General features: G+C 58.2%; 10 protein-coding genes and 1 pseudogene. 10 read left to right on the top strand and 1 reads right to left on the bottom strand.

Going from position 1 to position 18,908, the window contains the following annotated elements:
• The first annotated feature begins 454 nt into the window (after positions 1–454).
• The 8 genes and pseudogenes from ADBZ9K_RS24020 to ADBZ9K_RS23985 all read left to right on the top strand — a co-directional run bounded on the left by ADBZ9K_RS24020 (position 455) and on the right by ADBZ9K_RS23985 (position 13,388).
• Entirely contained in the window at positions 455–3,211 is a 2,757-nt protein-coding gene (locus ADBZ9K_RS24020; protein WP_526624756.1) for a tetratricopeptide repeat-containing protein, read from the top strand.
• A gap of 1,111 nt (positions 3,212–4,322) precedes the next feature.
• A complete protein-coding gene (locus tag ADBZ9K_RS24015) occupies positions 4,323–5,546 on the top strand; it encodes a hypothetical protein (protein WP_526624755.1) in 1,224 nt (407 codons plus the stop codon).
• A complete protein-coding gene (locus ADBZ9K_RS24010) occupies positions 5,543–7,705 on the top strand; it encodes a VMAP-C domain-containing protein (RefSeq protein WP_526624754.1) in 2,163 nt (720 codons plus the stop codon). The genes ADBZ9K_RS24015 and ADBZ9K_RS24010 overlap by 4 nt, the downstream gene beginning before the upstream one ends.
• Before the next feature lie 131 nt (positions 7,706–7,836).
• Positions 7,837–8,757, top strand: a complete 921-nt coding sequence (locus ADBZ9K_RS24005; RefSeq protein WP_526624753.1) for an ATP-binding protein — start codon at positions 7,837–7,839, stop codon at positions 8,755–8,757.
• Positions 8,754–10,547 (top strand): annotated as a pseudogene (locus ADBZ9K_RS24000) (SAV_2336 N-terminal domain-related protein); the annotation flags it as partial. The gene ADBZ9K_RS24005 and the pseudogene ADBZ9K_RS24000, both read left to right, overlap by 4 nt.
• A 765-nt stretch (positions 10,548–11,312) precedes the next feature.
• A complete protein-coding gene (locus ADBZ9K_RS23995; RefSeq protein WP_526625610.1) occupies positions 11,313–12,251 on the top strand; it encodes a mycobacterial-type methylenetetrahydrofolate reductase in 939 nt (312 codons plus the stop codon).
• Positions 12,252–12,296: 45 nt separating this feature from the next.
• Positions 12,297–12,665: a DUF6602 domain-containing protein gene (locus ADBZ9K_RS23990; protein WP_526624752.1), complete on the top strand. Its 369-nt coding sequence runs from the start codon at positions 12,297–12,299 to the stop codon at positions 12,663–12,665.
• Positions 12,666–12,671: 6 nt separating this feature from the next.
• Positions 12,672–13,388 carry a hypothetical protein gene (locus ADBZ9K_RS23985; protein WP_526624751.1) on the top strand — a complete coding sequence of 239 codons (717 nt, stop codon included), beginning with the start codon at positions 12,672–12,674 and terminating at the stop codon, positions 13,386–13,388.
• Here ADBZ9K_RS23985 and ADBZ9K_RS23980 read toward each other — a convergent pair.
• A complete protein-coding gene (locus ADBZ9K_RS23980) occupies positions 13,285–14,583 on the bottom strand; it encodes a hypothetical protein (protein ID WP_526624750.1) in 1,299 nt (432 codons plus the stop codon). The two genes, ADBZ9K_RS23985 and ADBZ9K_RS23980, sit on opposite strands and share 104 nt — an antisense overlap.
• 2,597 nt (positions 14,584–17,180) lie before the next feature.
• On the opposite strand from ADBZ9K_RS23980, the gene ADBZ9K_RS23975 reads away from it, so the two are divergent.
• Together ADBZ9K_RS23975 and ADBZ9K_RS23970 are read left to right on the top strand one after the other, a co-directional pair.
• A complete protein-coding gene (locus tag ADBZ9K_RS23975) occupies positions 17,181–17,867 on the top strand; it encodes a hypothetical protein (protein WP_526624749.1) in 687 nt (228 codons plus the stop codon).
• Between the two features lie 363 nt (positions 17,868–18,230).
• Positions 18,231–18,884: a hypothetical protein gene (locus tag ADBZ9K_RS23970; RefSeq protein WP_526624748.1), complete on the top strand. Its 654-nt coding sequence runs from the start codon at positions 18,231–18,233 to the stop codon at positions 18,882–18,884.
• The last annotated feature ends 24 nt before the right edge of the window (positions 18,885–18,908 follow it).

The following is an 18,908-nucleotide window of genomic DNA, read 5'->3' as shown; positions in this document are numbered from 1 at the left end:
ACCACGGGTCTCGGTTGGGGCGATTGGCCAAGAGAGCCGAACAACGGACGCAACAGCGGGTCGGCATTGCGCCCGGGGATGCAGTCATCGCGTAGGCGAAGGCCCCATTCCACGGCGTCAATGAGTAAGGCAGATGCACTTAGCCCGCAACGCCGGAACGTTTGCCTGAATCCCAAACCCGACCACCTGCCATTCAGTAATAGCGAGTAGCGGCGTCGAAGCGTGTGGCGAGCGCGTCCCGGTAGTCTCTGTATGCCGGCCGGGCCGATCGGAATCGAGGGGGCACATAATGGGTAAGGCCTATGACGGCAGGGCAGCCACCTGTCCTAGCCGAATGGTGCTGAATCGCATCGGGGCTCGTTGGATGATTTCGTTGCGCAAGGTGATTAATTTAAGCCGTCATAGTTACATGCCTCATGACTATTTCAGGCAGCTAGTGCGGCGGTCGCAGTAGATGACCGACGACGGCGGCGCGCTTGCCACCTACGGCTTCCGACGCCAGTTTTTCGCGACGGCCGAGGAGATCCTGCGCCTCATCGCGGAGGACGGTGAGAACGTCGCCGAGCTGGCCATCCTGATTGAGCCGACCCGGGCCCAGCTCCACGGCGCCCAGGTAGCCGATGACGATGTTGTCGATTTCGCGGTCGAAAAATCCGGCGACATCGTCCGGCGAGTTCAAGTGAAGTCCACGCGCACGCCCTCGGGCATGAATCCCCTTCGATATTCCGATGCGACAGCAATTTTCAAACGTATGGGCTCCGGCGCTCACGAAGCGGTGATCCTGACCAACAAGCCGCTGGCCAAGAAGTTGAAAGACGGCTGCGAACCGCCAATCCCTCCCGCCCACCACGGCGGTGCCGTATATACCGTCACTGCATCGGCGATTACTGCGGGACAATCCAATCCTGCGAGGTTGATCGTCCGCGACGACCGGACAGCCGACGAACTCAAGCAATCGGTTATCGACCTCGTTCGACAGATTCGGCGGGACAACGCGACCGGCCTTGGGGAGCAGTCCGCAGCCATGATCACCTCGATGCTCGTGGACCGCATGTTCGAGGCCGCGGCCGAGCTGACGCCTCGGCGCTGGACAGCCACCGAGGCCATCGATCTCATCTGCACCCCTGACAACCAGATTGCCCATGCCCGCCGCGCGCACGACTGGGGCGTACCCCTGATCGAGGTTCCGCGGGTCATCTCGGCGGTAGCTCGCACACCGACGCTGGGCACCCTCACCGACCTGTTCAACGAATCTACGGCTACACGCAACCCAAAAGTGGTAATACTCTGGGGAACAACAGGATTCGGAAAGAGCACCATCGCCTCCGACTTCTGCCACCTCAACCGGCATCTCTACGAACACGTCGCCTGGATCGACGCCCGCACCCCTGAGCTCCTCAACGCTGTGGTCAAAGACCGACTCATCCAAATGGGCATCGACATCGAATCCTGCACTGACCTCGGCGCAGCCTTCCGAACCGAACTAGGCCGTATCGGCGGCCCCTGGGTCGTCGTCTTCGACGGCGCCCTGCGCCGGCAGGACATCGAACCGTACTTACCCACAAGCGGCAACGGCTTCGTTGTCATCACCACCACCAACAGCACCGGCTGGTGGCACACCGCCCGCGAGATTCCTGTCGGCTCATTCACCGACGAAGAAGCAGTCGCCTGCTTTGAGGCCTACGCGAAGATCGAACCGGGAACCCATACCGCAGTAATCTCCGACATCGTCACCCGGCTCGGGCACGTGCCTCTCGCCATCGCGATGGCCGCGTCCTACTTCCGCAACGCGGCCGACGACATCGCACTGCTCTCCACCCGTTACTTCGAAGACCTCGCTGCACTCGACGACGACGCATCAAAGCCCGACGATTTCGACAAAACAGCCTTTGCAGCAATCCGATTCGCTGTCAAGCAGCTCGGCTCTAAGACCTACGGCAGCGAAGCGCTTCAGCGCGAAACCCAGCTACTCGTCTACCATTCGGCATTCTTCGCCCCAGAACTCATCCCAGTGAACCTGCTGCTACAGACCGTCCAGGGACCATTCGTCGACGTCGATCTCACATCGCCACCCAGGCCGCACGAAGCGGACCAACACCTGCGCAACCGCATACTCACCAACATCAGGACACAGACAATCGCTCGGCGCCGCCTATACGTCGATGGCTCGGGAACGCCCAGCCCAGCCAGCGATACCATCAACATCCACCCACTGGTGCACCGAATCCTGCGGACCATCCATCTTCAAGCAGCACCCTACGATTCCATGATCATGAACCTGCTCGGGATGTTCATGGGACACCTCTACGGATGGCTCATCGCGCTACGCCCTTCCGGCCAATTCTTCGCCGTCGAGCAACTGCTGATCCACGCCCAATGGCTCCTCGACTTCGTCGACGAGACCATCACCATTCCCGACGACGCCAACCAACACGATGTGTACACCTTCCGCGTCGCCACGTTCTATCTCCGGTACGAAGTGGCCAACTGCTACTCCTCGCGCGGTGAATATGACCGCGGCGCCACCCTGCTCGAGCGAGCCCTCAATGACTTCGCCGACGTCGACGCCACCCCCCACCCCCTTGGTGCAGCCGCTAAGGCTGCGGCCGACGCCATCGCCGACATCGAAATCGGAGGGCTCGGAGAACAACGAGCCCTACCCTTCGCTCGCCTGGCCATCCAAATGTTGAACAAGATGGAACAACTCACCGACCAACCGCGGCGCGGCGATGCCATCGTCCAACTCGCCGCTCAAGCCGCACAGGCCATCAACAGATTCGGCACACCCCAAGCGCGGACGCTCGCCGAACAGCTCAGCGAAATCGCTCAGCGCCAACGCCTCTCACGGCCGCCAGATTTCCAGAGGATCAACGAGATTCATTACGCGCTTCGTGACGGCCGGTACGAACAGGCCCTCACACTGACTCGCAGGCTCCGAACCGAGAATCCCAACGCATACCGCGACATCATGTTCGACAACTTCGAAACCATCGCCAACCTCCACTTAAACCGCTTCGATGCGGCCACGGGCAGCCTCCAGCGCATCCTCGACGCAGCCAACGAAACGCATCACATGCGCCCCCAGATTGAACTCGCTGCAGAAGAGATCAGCACCGCACTCGAAGCGACCCGATCGGCATGGGCAGGCCGGTCACGGCGACTGGCCGAACAAGAACGGCAGCTAATTGCTCTCAGATCGACGAGGACCTAGCTTCATTCCCCGAGATGCACCCGCCTCCGGCCGGCGCGTCGCGCAAGGCTGACGCCGCGGAGAACCGGGGCAGCATCACCAGCTTCATCCTGACCTGCCATCACACCATTTCAGGAATCGTCCGAAGGCCGAGGGCAAGCCGGCGGCGTGCGCCTTCGCCCGCAACCCGATGTTCCGGTGCTTTGCATCGCCCGAGGAACCTGCCACCGCTCCCAAGAGATCGTTAGCTTTGCGAATATTCCCAAGAGTGTTCCCATCGGGATAGAAAATGGCCCCGGAGAAATCTCCGAGGGACGTTTCCGCTAGTGGGGACAGGATTCGAATCTGGACCTCTGGGTTATGAGCTGTCGTCTCAATAGTTTGCTAGGTCCGTTAAGTCTCATTTATGCAGGTAAATGCCTATTGACATTCCGGACCGTTTCAGGGCAACTCATTGATTTCGATCAGTTTCGGAGGATTTTGTTCCCAAATTTGTTCCCAAATCGGAAGTCTTTGCGTTTGAGTGTTAGCTGGCGGGCCGATAGCGGGTGGTGACGCCGCTGGCAAACGGGGTTAGGACCTTCTGCTGGGTGCGTCCGTACGGGCGTTGCCCGCTGTCCGGGCCATGGAAATTGTCATCGTCTTGGCTCGCGCACCCTGGGCGTCGCACACGCCCCAGGTACAAGAATCCAAACTTCACGAGCAGGCCCGACGCAGGTGGTGCGAACCCTGCCGCAATAAGATTAAGATGCTTTGCTCGGGCCGTCGAAAGAGCCGAGAACCTTCTCGGCCTGAGGCCGACTTAGCTACCCTTCGCTCTGTCACGGTGATCAGGAACTCGCAGATATTCGGATTCAGCCCCCTTGAAGCAACTGATGCCTCGTTTTCGCCCCACAACGACACAACGCGACCCGGGATCACGCCTCTAGGTTCGCCCTTCGAATGTCTCGGCAGCCGCCAGATCGCTGCGCCAGAAATCCGCCACACAGTAGCGATCGGAATGCAAAACAGCGAGTCGACACCGCATCGGCGGTGACCCGAAGTCGACTCCAACACCGAAAGCAGTCCGATACTCTCGCGGACAGTATGCGGCCCGCTTTCCACCCTGCGGCTGTTGACGCGCTCCTAGAACATGACCACCATTCTCCTTACACTCTTCTGCTCAAGGGGGATCAGCTTGGACGACGCAACAATCTTGTTCGTGCACGGCACGGGGGTCCGAGGTGTGCGATACGCCTCGACTGTTCGAGAAATTCATCGAAAAATCTCGGGTCGCGGCTGGAAAGCGTCCGTCAAAGGCTGCTTCTGGGGGGCATCGCAGGGCGCGCGTCTCCAACTCGACGGCAAGTCAATACCGAACTATCGGGAGTCCGGTGGGAGTCCGAGCGGCCAGGCTGACGAAGAAATAGCGCTATGGGCGGTCTTATACACAGACCCCTGGTATGAGTTGCGGCTGCTCCGGAACATTCCTTCGGTTGTGGACCCGGTGTTTGGCGAGGAGCAGCCTTCCGAAAAGTTGCATCGCGACGTTGCTCAGTTCTCCGCCTCCGGCAAGCTGGCCAGTGACCTAGCGATGCTCGGCCTTTATGAAGATTTCCAGACCTCACTGGTCGACCTATTGGGTTCACAGGAGTTTGAGGCAGCGTGTGCCACCGCGCAAGCTGACGCACGCGAGCACCGTTGCGCCATCGCGCGAGCAATAATCGCTCATACCCTCGTCTCCGCCGATGACCGAGACGAAATTCCAGTCGCTGGCTCCATCCGTGATGACTTGGTGGAGCAGCTCACAGACGAGTTAAATGGCTACGGAATGGGAATCGGAGAGTTCTTGCTTCGTCCCGCCAAAGGCTTCGCCAAACGCATGGTTACCAAGAAGCTTCTGAACGACCGTGGCAGCATCACAGACTCCGCGGCACCGATGGCTGGTGATGTGCTGCGGTTTCTCGCAAACGGCGACGATATGCGGAGTTTCCTCGAACAGTCCGTCCGCGACATTACCAACGGACCTGTAATCCTTATTGGCCATTCACTCGGCGGCATAATGTGCGCGGATCTCTTAATCCGGCACATTATGCCGAACGTCGAAGCCTTGATCACCGTCGGATCGCAGGCACCATTCCTATATGAGATTGGCGCTCTGCCCTGTCTTAAATATCCTGCTACGCTCCCCGACCACATGCCTCGGTGGGTCAATATCTACGATGAGCGCGACATCCTTTCCTATGTTGGAGCGCGGGTATTTCCGAATCGCGTAGAAGACGTTTTGGTTGACAATGGAGAGCCCTTTCCACAGGCCCATAGCGCCTACTGGTCAAACGACGCGGTTTGGGATGCAATCGAGCAGGTCGTGTCTTGACTGTTGAAGCCGTAGCTCCGGATCGCATTCTTGTGCTAGCTATTGGACTCGAGGACTACGCATATGGACACAACATGCACCTGCCGGGCGCTGCTGCCGTGGCACAGCGCTTTGCTCGATGGGCGCTCGATTCGGCGGTGCCGGCGAGTCGTATATGGCTGGCAACGTCGCCTGATTATACAGAAGATCTCGCAACAACCGGTGTCAAGATTGTGGGCACGACTCAGCATGCGCTCGAGCAAATGTTCGTAGATGCCTCGAAGGAGGCCGGCGAATTGTTATTGGTCTTTTGGTGCGGCCATGGCGTTCTCAACGAGACTCAACAGCGAGCGCTCTTTACAGCCGATGCCACGGTTGAATTAAAACGCAATTTAGTCGTTAGTGACATATTGAATTACCTTTCGTCGCGAGCATTCCAGGCGCTACGAAACCAAATCATCATTATCGACTCATGCGCCAACTTCGTTCAAAATATGCATCTGCCCACTATCCTGCCCGGTTACGGCAACCTCCAAGGAGGCCCACCTCATGCGGTTTCGCGTGCGGTTCTGTATTCCGCGAGCGAGGGACAACCGTCAGCCACGAAAAAAACAATCGAAGAGATGCCATTTTCTAAGATGGTGCTCGATTGGCTCGTCGAGCACGATGCGGTGCTACCGCGAGACTTCGATTCCCTCTGCGTTCACGTCGAGAGTGAGTTTATTAAGTTTGGCGGCGACCGAAATTTAAACCAACGTCCCGTGCAGCTCAATGTGAGATATTTTGACGGCAGTGAAGAGCTAATTGGTAAGCGGGCACCGCTCTCTGCTGCCACTCTCGACGTCATCGACAATTCACACCTGCAAGTTTCCCATACATGGCGCATCACGGATGCACTGAATTCACTGCAGGGGTTTCCCGACGGACTTCTGAGAAGAGCCTTGGTCCGCGCCTGCGGCCTTCGCCCTGACGAGGAACTCACGCAGTATCTCAGTAAGCATGACCTTGTTGCGAGAGTTCTTGCTAGAAATGGAATCGAACCATTTTTTGACGATCTGCTGCAATACGCGGTCGACGATGAGCAGACATTAGCGCTTGAAATGGCTCGCCACGTATGGCGCAGACAGGAAAAAATCTCGTCGGTCGAACTACATTTTCCCGGGATCACTACACAGCAGATGCTGAATGCCTATTACTGGGCCGCGCCTGACGGGGGTATACCTCCGCGAGACCTCGATCAAGCAATGGACCACTTGGCCGACTACGGGCAGAACAAGGATGATCAGCTACCCCTGCATCGCTTTGTCGCCGCACTTGAGGCGGCCACTTCGACATCCGTGCCGGACGAGTGGTTCGGATTATCAGCGAATCGCGTCGGAGCCTTGCGCGACGACGCACGTCGACATCTTTCCGACACTCCGCATCTGGTCATTGAAATACTCTGCGACGGAGATGACTGGCCAAATGAGGTCCTGGGCCACAGGTACATCCCAGGGCGGGGATGGCTTCCGCCGGACAGGCGGCATTGCACCGCCACGCTCGAGGGAGTCCGGCGCGCGGTCAACCAGTTGTTTGAGACCGTGTCGCCAAACTGTGTGCTCGGCTTTCTGGTCCCCCGATCGGCCATTGACGCGGTCCCTGAATCGTGGGTCGTCGAAACTGCTCTGACAGAACCAGACACTCTATGGCGCCTGCATCCAGTCATACTGCATAGCGTCGAACGTCGAACTAATCCGCGCGCCCATACCGCTTGGAGTAGCAAATCCAATGCCATAACGGCGCGTCTACAACATCATTCGCCAGACGTGACTTGGATCCGAAGCACTGACCCGCAGGTCATTAGACGTACCGTGCGTGATGGCGAGTCGCCTTGCTACGGCTTTGTCTTCCCGCCGGCGACATTTTGCGGTGACCTTCGAAAAGATCCATTGATGGCTGCGATAGCAGAAGGAGCCCCCTACCTCATCTGGACAGGGCGGAGCTCGGTGAATCCGAACTTTATCTCGGCGGTTGAGGACCTCGTCACGGTCGGATCCTTCGACCAAGTTCCCTCACGACTACATAAGCTGCGTGAGCAGTCGCCGCCAGATGTTGACACCGAGGTGCGCATGGTCTGGGACGATCCAAGATTTCTCCCACCGAAACCGCGATTGCTTGGGATTAGCGAAGGAACAACATGAGCCTTGAGCCCGAATGGCAGCTCTATACAGGGACAGGGACGCGGCACAAGCTGGTGCTCCCTCCGTCGCCCCCCTGGCGAACTTTCGCTGGAGAGTCAAGTCAGGCGCAAGACCACCTATCCGACCTAGACATGACCGCTACCGCGCCGAAAGCAACTTCGGCGACGCATCATGCAGGCGACCGCGCGTCTGGGGAAACAGGCTCTGAGCCAGAGGATTTCCTGCCGCATACGTTTCAGGCGACGCCGGAGATTGTCGAGGCGGTGAATGCCGCCCTAGTGCTGAGGCGTCCGCTTCTGCTCACCGGCCGCCCAGGGTCGGGGAAATCATCGTTAGTCGAGTCGGTCGCGGATGAACTTCAATTGGGCGACGTCCTCAGGTGGCACGTGACATCTCGGAGCACCCTGAATGATGCGATTTACCGATACGACGCCCTCGGGCGGCTCCACGCCGAGAATCTGCAAGGAACACAAACTGCGATCGAGGACTTTCTGACGCTCGGCCCGCTGGGTACTGCCTTGTTGCCTCGGAGTTATCCGAGAGCACTACTTATCGACGAGATTGACAAAAGCGACATCGATTTACCTAACGATCTACTCAACGTTTTTGAGCGCGGCGAGTTCGAGATACCCGAGTTAACTAGATTGAACCAGCCCGTCGTGCGCATCCGGGAGGACGGAAGCGACACCAGAGTCGATATCACGAATGGCCGGATTCGTTGCCAGGAATTTCCCTTTGTCGTTTTGACGAGCAACGGTGAACGCGACTTCCCGAGCGCCTTCCTGCGTCGGTGTATCCGACTTCGAATGCCCGACCCCACCGCGGAGATGCTGGAAAGGATCGTCTCAGCTCATTTAGGTACGGAAGCTACCGAGGCAGCTGAGAACTTCATCGCTGATTTCGCGGAACGAGCGCAGGGCAACAGAGATCAGGCCATAGACCAGCTGATGAATGCCATCTATCTGGTGACGCACAACGTGTCTCCGGACCTCGAGAGCCGAGCACGGATAACTGAGTTAGTGTTGAAACCGCTTACCACCGACACCCCATGATCCGTCGGCTGGCCGAGGCACTCCAAGCCGCTGATATCGACTTCGACTGGCGCGACTTGGCAGATATCCTCTGGCTGACGCAGACAATGCCGCTTGTCTCAAACCCGTCTAGTGCAGGCCGTGGTGTTGACGCTGATCCGACCGGAGAGTTGCCGGTGGACAATGTAAACAACACTGCGTCCGAAGATTCCTCCGACCGCGCGACATACAGTTTCCGACCTGTCGATACGGGACCGCCTGCCGGAGAACAGCCGTACACGTTACGACGTGCGACGGAGAGTGAAAGGTATTCAGAAAGGTACGAGCTGGTCGGTGCAACCGATCGCGCAGCCCTGCCGGCGCAGCTTGAGATCGGCCGAGCGATCCGCCCTCTCAAACAGCGTCGACTGTCGCGGACTGAAACGGTACTTGACGTTAACGGAACCGTCGAACACTACTGTCAGACAAGGGTTTTAGCACCCGTATTAAGACCAAAACCAGAGCCGTGGTTCCAAGAGGCGGTCCTGGTATCAGACGCTGGCCCCACTATGGTTGTGTGGAAGGAAACGATCGACGCTTTGCGCAAATTACTCGAACGTGAGGGAGCCTTCGACCGTGTTTCCCACTGGACCATCCATGGCAGACGCAATGAGATGGCCCTCTACAACCGGACCGGATCACGTTGTGACCCACGGCAGCTGCTCGATTACGACGGACGTCGATTAATTATAGTTGTCAGCGACTGCGTTGGAGGTTTCTGGCACGGTGACGCCGTCTGGGAAGCCCTGAGACTTTGGGGAAGTGTCGGTCCCGTAGCCATAATGCAGGTATTGCCTCCCCGCCTGTGGCCAGCAACGGCCCTCGGTCCCGTCGATATCACTTTGACTTCGCGCCAACGGGGGCAACCTAATCGCTACCTGCGGCAGCGCCTTCCTTGGTGGTGTGACGAAGCGTCCGAACAGCTTCACACCGTTCCCGTCATTTCGCTAGAAGAATCGCGTCTCAACACGTGGGCACATATGGTCATGGGCAATAGAGCGTTCGGTGTGCCTGGTGCTGTCGCCGAACCGCCTCAAGATGATGCGACCGCGGCGAATCCGCGACTAACTCCCGAGAGTCGCGTCGCCAGTTTTCGGGCAACTGTTTCGAGCGAGGCAACGTTGCTAGCTACCCTGCTGGCGGCTGTCGATGTAACTCTTCCGGTTGCACGCCTGATCTTGAGCAAGCTGATTCCTTCACCGAAGCAGACGCACTTGGCGGAGGTCCTCGCCAGCGGTCTCCTTCTTTCGACAGGACCATCAGAAACACCGAGTTACGACTTCGTTCCGGGGGTACGGGAACTCTTGTGGGATTCGCTCACAGCCACCGCCGCCTTGGGAGTGTGGAGAACAGTGGCGCCATACCTACGCTCGAGTGGCGATGGGCCGACCTCTTTCTCTCTGCTCCTAGACCGCAACACCACCTCTACGTCGGACGAATCATTAACTGCGATGGCAGGATTGGCGTTGGAGGTTGCAGAACGCCTTGGCCTGCGTCGACATTTCCGGGTGCTTCCGACTGACGTGGCGACCCCTGTCGGAGCATTCGTTGGACACACTGGGTCCGTGCGATCAGTAGCAATCTCGGCGCTCGATGGCACACCGGTTGTTGTCACCGGGGGAGACGACAAGACAGTTCGGGTGTGGGATTTGTCCACGGGAGAGGCGCTGCTTGAGTTCACTGGCCACACCAGCGGGATTCGATCGCTCGCGATCGCACCATACGGGGAGAACAGATTCCAAGTCGTCAGCGGCAGCGCTGATGGAACAGTATGGGTCTGGGACGTCGGAACCGGACTCAGCCATCAGGTTGGCAGCAGCCTAGGTCCGATTTCCTGCTTGGCGATCGGCAGTACCCACAACGGGCGTCGCATTGTGGTGACTAGCGATTCGCTCACGGTCCGGGTCTGCGACCTAGACACCGGTGAAGCAGTACAGGAGATTACGGGTGACACCGATTCGGTCACTGCGCTCGCAGTCGGATTCACGCTCGATGACAGAGTGGTAATTGTGAGCGGAAGTGCGGCGGCCACGCGCGTCTGGGATCTTGAGACAGGCAGTCAATCCGGGTTTCCAGTCACGCGCCGTACTGGTCCCGTCGCCATGGTGGCCGCGACAATCCTTCGTGGTCGTCCGACCGTGGTTACCGCGAGCCGAAACGGCTCAATCGACATCTGGGATATGGCGACCGGCGCCCAGTTTGATAACACTCCACGACTCACTGGTCCCCTGACTGCCGCAGCCGTCGAGAGGGTCGATGGCCGTCTCGTCATCATTACAGGAAATCCCGCTGGTGTTACACGCATTTGGGATTTAGTCGCATGGGACCCAGTCGGGGAACCCTTGCTGGGAGATGAGCAGGCGATCGAGGCGGTGGCGATAGCGGCGCTGCCGGAGGGATCGGTCGCGTGCAGTGGCACAAGGTCTGGGCGGGTCATGGCGTGGACAGGCCTAGTCGGCGAGCACAGTCTGAGTAAGCGCTTCTCCCCGACTGCCGTGGCCCAGGTGCAACCGAATGCAGCGTCAGAGAGCCGGAATCTGACACGCAAGAGCGCTGCTTTTGAATCCTATGCGCCGCTCAATACCATTGCTGTGGAGATGGTGCCACCCAACGGTGACCGCACGCCGGATGAGATTCTTGACGAAGCGCGCAAGGTTGTTCAGCTGGCCGCCGAGACCGGCCTACGGATCGGGCACGCAATGATTCCTAGCATGATCGAAGAGGACATCGACCGCCCCATCGATATGAGGCCCAAGCTCGACGTCCTCGACTACTGGTCGCGCATCTCGCCGGAACTGCCCGGGGTGCGCGGGATGTGCACCCAGGTAACGGCATTCATGGACGAGTCCATGCTGTTCAGCCGGCTGACCGCGCTGCTCGATGCGGGCATGGAAGGTGTTGCGTTCGTCGGAGTTCCGCGAACCATGAACGACGGCGAAGGCGCCGGCGTGGCACCGACCGACGCGTTGACAATCTTCTCCGATCTCGTTCCGAACCGGGGCGCGATCCTGATTCCGACCCGCGCCGAAGAAGCGGGCCGCTTCGGTTTCAAGTGCGGCCGGGGCGCGACTTTTGGCTTAACACAGTTGCTGTACTCCGACTCGATCGTTGGCTTTCTTACTGAGTTCGCCGCGACCACCGACTATCGACCCGAGATCTTCCTGTCCTTCGGCTTCGTACCAAAGGTCGAGTCCCGGGTCGGCCTGATCAATTGGTTGATCCAAGACCCGGGCAACGCGGCCGTCCAGGCGGAGCAAGATTTCGTGCGCACGCTTGCCGGAAGCGAGCCGGCCGTCAAGCGGCAGCTGCTGGTCGACCTCTACAAGCGTGTCATCGACGGCGTCGCCGACCTCGGGTTCCCGCTAAGTATTCACCTTGAAGCGACCTACGGCATGTCACGCCCAGCCTTCGACACCTTCGCCGAGATGTTGGCCTACTGGTCACCGAGCGGGCCGACTTCGATGCCGGCGCTTTAAGAAATTGCGCTAAGGCGGGGCCCGGAGGCAGGCAGAATTGACGTCGTGGCGGACATTTCCGATCAGGCTACGGCCGCTCTAGACATCGATGCGTTGGCACAGTCTTGGCAGCCAACCCCAAGCACCGAGGTCATGCAGCGTGCCTTTGCCGAGCGGTGCCGATGGATTGAGGTGTCGCTGCAAGTGCGCGCGAAGGCCGAGATCGCGATGCGGGCTCAAAACTTCTCGTCTGGGCCAGCCATTGAATCAATCTTTCGAGAGGAGCTTGAGAAACTGCTCCCTCGCCGCTACCAAGTTACCTGCGGGACACTTTCAGATCGCGATGGACTCACGGCAGGTGATTGCGACGTCGTTGTCTTTAATGACACCTGGTTCGCCAATGTAAAGCAGCGTGCAACTGCCGAGGACCGGTAACATGTAATGCCCATTGAGGGGGCTTATGCGGTCATCGAGGTCAAGCAAACCCTTTCGCGCAAGACTCTTATCGATGCCCTGGGAAAGCTCGTGACTTGTCACCGTCTGAATCGACCGTCAACTCCGATTACTCAGGTGGTCGAGAACCGTCGGTTCGAGGCATCGCCTCCAGATCGTGTCGGCAACCCCCTGTTCTCTGCTGTGGTTGCCGCGCGACGCGATCCGAACGAAACGCTGGAAAGTTTGCTGAGCTTGTTTATTGAAATTAACCAGCATCTGAAGCGTCCAGAGATGGTGAACTGCCTCTGCATCTTGGGTGAAGCCTGCTATTTCTGGGGCTGGGTACCGGAAGGTTCCACCGAGGCCAATATCGCTACTTTTCATGGTCCGGAAGACCTTGAGGTACCCCTGATATTGATTCAAGCCGTGCCGGACGACGACGAGCCACCACTGGGTGCACTGGTTTCACGACTCTACGCTCATATCACAAAGTCCGTGCTGAGCGATGCTCAAGACATTCCCTATTTTTATGGGATCGGTCAATCGTTCCAGCCCTGTCTTGGCGGGATCCGGCTAATACCGTCCGCCTCTGTGCAAGGACCCATTAAGCGCCATGTTTCTACTCTGAGCGACGAAGAAATGCTTTTCCTGCGACTATGTAACCGTGTATTTGGCTGGCAGTCAATGTTATCGACGCTTCTCCTCGACGTTGAACGATGCTGAAGAAGGCTCCCTCCACCTTGTCGCCGGCAATCGCGCCATGCACTAGGTATGGCTGCATTTCCTCGGGTTGTCGCGGTACGAATACGAACAGAATGCCAGCGTTTCCTTCTCGATCGACCTGCACCCTCTCAATAATTAAGCCAGTGATTGGTGGAACAATCTTTGAATCTAGTGTTGCTTGGTACTGGGATATATCGACACTTTCGAGTCGCAGTGGCACAAGTCGGTCAATCTTGGTAGACGCCTTCGATTTTTCCTCGGCATATCCAAGTACGAGAATTGCATCTCTATCGCCGTTAGCGAAGCGAGCGACATCCTGAGCGAGCTCGATTTTCTGCCGCTCCCCCGCTTGGCCTGGTGCGTTAAGGTTATATTGGCTTGATTTAATTTCTAAATGACCACTCTCGTGCATTCCAAGAAGAACATTGGCATGGCCACCGCGTAAGACTGACATTATCTTTCGAGCGTCCAAATCGCCGCCGCGGATCGCAGCCAGGTAGTCGTGGATAGCGCGGCCACATTCCAACAATCTTCCAGCGAGTTCGTCCCTATCGTTCGAAACAAGCTTGATGATGATGACATGAACAGCATCGGCGTAGTAATCGTAATCTTCGTCCACGTCATCATCCCCCTCGATGAAATAGCCGTCAGGCACGATCGAGCCTTCAGCAATAAGGGATCCGCCAACGTCGTAATATCCAACATCCAGGACATGGCAATCGAATTTGTCGGCCAAGGAGTCGACCATCTGCCGATACTCGGTTCGCGTCATTGGGGGACGCTGGCCATATTTTTCCTCGACGTACGCGCAAACTCCTGAGCTATTGATCTCCAGATATGTTCTGTCGTCGAGGTCCATCAGATCAAAATTTATTGGCCCGTCGCCTTTATGCGCGTATATGCGGTCGGGCCACACTTCAGAATTCTGACGTCCGCACTGTACTGCAGCCGAGAGGCTCGACAATCGCGCCTCGGCGATGTGCTTTTCCAAGCTGACCATGTACCAGTTGTCTACGTAATGAATTACGCCTGCATCGTCGCCGATGATTAACAGCGGCCTAAAAGCCAGGTCGGCGGCGTCTTCGCCTGCGGCCAACGCTTCCTGACCTGACACGCGCAACTCAGGCCCTTCATCGGGATAAGGGTCGACGACTAGGTAGACGGTGCCGTGAATGATTTGGTCGCTCAATGACATCTATTTTCCTGAAAGCGAGAGGTGGCAAGGGGATTGCCGGCCAAGTGCCCAGTCTGAATCCCTCCGCAAGGCATCACCGGACATCCGCATATCCCCAATTACACCCCATACACACAGCACAACAGACGCTGGGCGGCTACCAGCCAATGATTCGGCTGCGGATGGTCAAGTCCAAAGTCTCGGACAGCCTGGCTGCCGCGCCGGTCCCGGGACCCGGGCTGGGGTCGCTTAGTGGGTGCCCCCTTTTTGCGCTCGGTGTCGAGGTCCCCGCCGCCCGGCTGTCGCCGACAAGCCAGGCCGGCGGACGAGGTGATCGGCACCGTCACCCACGCACTAAACCTTTAACAATCGAATGAGGGAAATCCAGCGAACTGAGGCATCTGTAAGACATCCCGTCTGCAGCTCGTGAGGCCGGCAGGTTGCGAGGTGATCGGTCGACGCGCTCGGATAGTGGCCGCGGGGCTCGGTAAGTCCAGGTCATGGGCAGCGCCTAAATCAGATGCTGACCGACCCCCGCTTCCCCGTGTCGTCCGCGGCGCTGGATGGCGCTGATATCGCAGATGTCCAGGTCAATTTCGACACATCGATCGTTGAATGGGACCGGGTTGTGCCCCTGTCTGTGCTCGCAGGAATTTTGCCCTCATTTGGCGGAAGCGTGGCCGGCGGAGCAGCGTCGAAATCTGGGTCGAAATGTGGCGGTAAAGACCTTCTCGGACCGGGGCCCATCAAACGAGACCGCAAAGATAGGTAATTTATCTTCGCATTTTCGCGACCCTCCCGGAATTGGTAATGACTGGAGACTATTATTATGAGCGAAGATATTCCTCGCCTCCCGCCTCGTGTTGTGTGGCGTCGGGATCTGAGGCGAGAAGTACTTAATGACGAGGACCAGGACCTGATCGAAACAGTACTCGAACTCCAACTGTATGGATACCGTAAGCCGGAAACAATATACAATCGGGTCCCGTGTGCTTCGAGAGAAACAATGGTCGCGCCGATCTACTACTTTTGATGCGAAGAAATTTCACGAATGGAACCTTCTACTTTGACCTCGACCGTATATCGGGAGATGTCAGCGAGGAAGAATCTGTCTTTTATCTTACTCATGTAAACGAGACTGTCTCACGCCTGGAAAACCAGTAAGCCAGAAGGCCCAACATAATCGCCAGAGCCCCTGGCCTTACTACCGCGTATTACATTTCCCTTTGGGATTGGATCAGCCAACGTCGGGGAAAAGTGGGGCAGCCCAGCAGGACATCGACGCCGCCATCGTGCTGCTACGACCACAACTCATTTCGTCTACAGAGCTGCCTAACATGTCGAGCATGACGAAGACCAGCAGGCGGAGGCTTTCTAACGATTGGCTGAGAAAGGGTCAGGGTTATGACCTCACCCGCGACCATTGGTGGTCGGGGGGTCTGCACTAGAACTAGTGCTTTGCGCGCAAGTGGCAGGACAACAGAACGCTACAGGACTTGGTTGCGTTGCCGGCAGATTCGGGGCTGCCGGCTTCGACCGAATCACCGCCCATGTACACAACGCGAGCCCTAGGACAGCAAGCACCTGGAGCGCCCCGGCCACCATTAGGAAAACGAACTTGATCGTGGTTCCCTTGCGCAGAGTTCTAATCGCCTCCACGTTGGCTCGTGAAGTGATGTTGCGGGCGGTGGTTTCCGTGTTGCCCCAGCGCGCTTTCAGGAAAGTGTCGAGGGTGTCTGGGCTGACGATTTTCGAGCGCCATGGATACCCAGCGAGGACCGAAGCTATCGCCGCGAGCAATAGCATTAGCAGAGCAAATCCCAAGGCGTTCCGTGAGGTTCCCGCTAGTACGAAATCCTTTCCAACCAGGACCGCGAACACTGCTAGGACCACTGTCACCAGGCCGGCCGCGCCAGTTAGTGCTGACGCGGCGCGGCTATTGACCGAATCTCTACGGTCGTTCTCAGCTTTCAGTTGAGCCTCGACGAAAGCCGCGTATTGCTTACCCTGATCTTCCCAATTTGCCACGCGAATTAGGTTCCTCGAGCTTGCCGATGTTTAGACGATATTAGTCCAACGCTAGTTATCCCGGGACTCTGTATCCGGCACATGATCCTTGAATATTGTGTCGAACTTCAGGTCGGGAATCTCGATCGGCGCATCTTCCGGGCCTTGGGGTTCCTGCTCACCTTCAGACGGGGTAGTCATTTGGTCCGATCCTCCATACTCAAGGGTCTAGTGACTCTGGTTGCCAGATTTCGGGTCATTACGGCTCATCAAATACCTGGCAGTACAAAACTGCCGAGAAAGTTATATCGCCAACGTCCTCGGGTGGCGGCTCGGGCCCATCTTCGGAGGGAGCGCTCTTGGAGTCATCGGTTTTGGGGTCCACGGTGCAACCTCCTTCGGGGTCTCGCCCAGTATCGCCTATGGATAGAGCGCATGGCGTGTCTTGATCCAACAAGATCTCTCGATCTCACGGTCACAATTTTTCCCAACCCGCAAAGCCCAAAAATTACAGAGCGTCCGTCCCGACTGTGCCGGTAGCCCGTGGTGGGGCGGCCCATGGGCTGCTCGGAAAGCCTGGCCGGTCCTACCGTCGACCACCGTCTAACCGAATGTGGACTTGGATTTGGCAGTCACGGCACCACTGGCCGTGGGCGACGATCGCCGCGTTCATGGCGGTCGGTGTCGCGATGGGGATCGCCAACTCACAGAGCCGCGAGCGGCGTCGGCTACTGCGTCAGGAAGCCATCATCAACATTAAGTCGGCCTCGAACGACTGGATCACTGCCGCTTCGGCATACCTCGCCTATGTGAGTTACTACAACGCCAGGAACGGTGGAGCTCAAACCCCGTGGAGCGTCGAACGCCTAGCTGCCGTTAGCAACGCGACTTCCCGAATGGATAGAGCGCTGATGGCGGCCCATATGACTTGTACGGACTTCGAGATCCTGCGACAGCTGACCCACATAGGCACTGTCCTCGAAGGGTTTCTCGAACTGATTAGTGGCCCGTACCCGGATGATCCGAACGAAATCCAACAGCGCCTTGAGACCCTCCCGGGAGCAGGTGTGGATTTGCTTGCAACTTTCAACACGGCGAACGAGGCCCTCTTGAATCGCGGACTCGCGAAGTACGGGCTCAGGACGGGTGCGCTGTTCCGGGTACGTCGAAAGCTTAGCGAAGCATTGCGCCGCGCCAATGAGTTTGGCCGCCCACCCAGGGTGTTCCCACAGACAGCCCGACTACTCGCCACCGTAGACACTCTCGATCGACGTGCCGGGTGGCCGGCGCTTCACTAGGTTGCCGGCATGCTTGCGGGCCGCCACTTCGGTCGCATGTGTGATGCTTGAGTCCTCCGAGCGTCCGTTCTGCTCTACCGTCCACGACACCCGCCATCGTTCATGGTGCTGCGCCCACGTCAGATCGTTCTCGCGGGCTCTCATCGCGACGTAGCTCTACGCGGGTGACGTACGAAGGCACGCGGCGACGGTAGCGCTGGGGTCTGATAACGCCGATCGGCGAAGCATGGAGGCATCCCCGACTGGCACCGCCACGTGGAACCGAGCAAAAGAAAGGCAAGCTCGGGTGCTAGCCCGCCGACTGTTGCACAGCCCCACCGACAAGCATCGGCGATGTCGGCCGCTCAAGTTACCGTGTTGATCATGACCAGATGGATTCGTGCCCGCGGCTCACTATTCTGGGCCGTCGTCGGCAGCGCAGTGCTGGTCGGTGTGCTCTTTGCGGCGAGCCAGATCGCTCACAACCGCGGCCAATCCGTCGACTGGTACACGGGGTTTGGGCAATGGCTCGGCGCGCTGGGAAGTTTCGTCGCCGCCGGCGCGGCCTTGTGGATCGCGACGCGCGATCGAGAAGATCGCAAGCGGGAACGCGAGGACGCTGACCTTGCGCAAGCGCGTCTTGTCCAGGTTGAAGTCGTACAGGCCCGCAACGAGTTCACCGTCAGGATCCACAACTACGGCGACAGGGCAATCATCGGCGCTGCTGTCACCGACGCTTGGTGGTTCGCCCATCCTGAATACACCTGGGACCACATCGGCCCAGACCGCGTGAAGGTCGTGACGCCTAATCGTGATGGCGTTGCTGGTGAAAGTGTGTGGATCGCGTTCGTGGATGCCGAAAGAAGTTCTGTGCCTGAACAACTCAGCATCGACAATCACGGAAATCCTCGATTCGAGAAAGTAACGCCGCCGCCAGACGTGTTGATCGCGTTCATGGATGCCAATGGAAGCCTCTGGGAGACCGGCTCGGCAACGCTTCCGAGGCGTCTGGACAAGGCGCCCGTCAAGTGGCACTGATCAACCTGGGACGTAAGGAGTCTT

Source organism: Mycobacterium sp. (genome assembly GCF_965229265.1).
Lineage (GTDB): Bacteria > Actinomycetota > Actinomycetes > Mycobacteriales > Mycobacteriaceae > Mycobacterium.
This window is presented reverse-complemented; position numbering and strand designations above follow the sequence as displayed.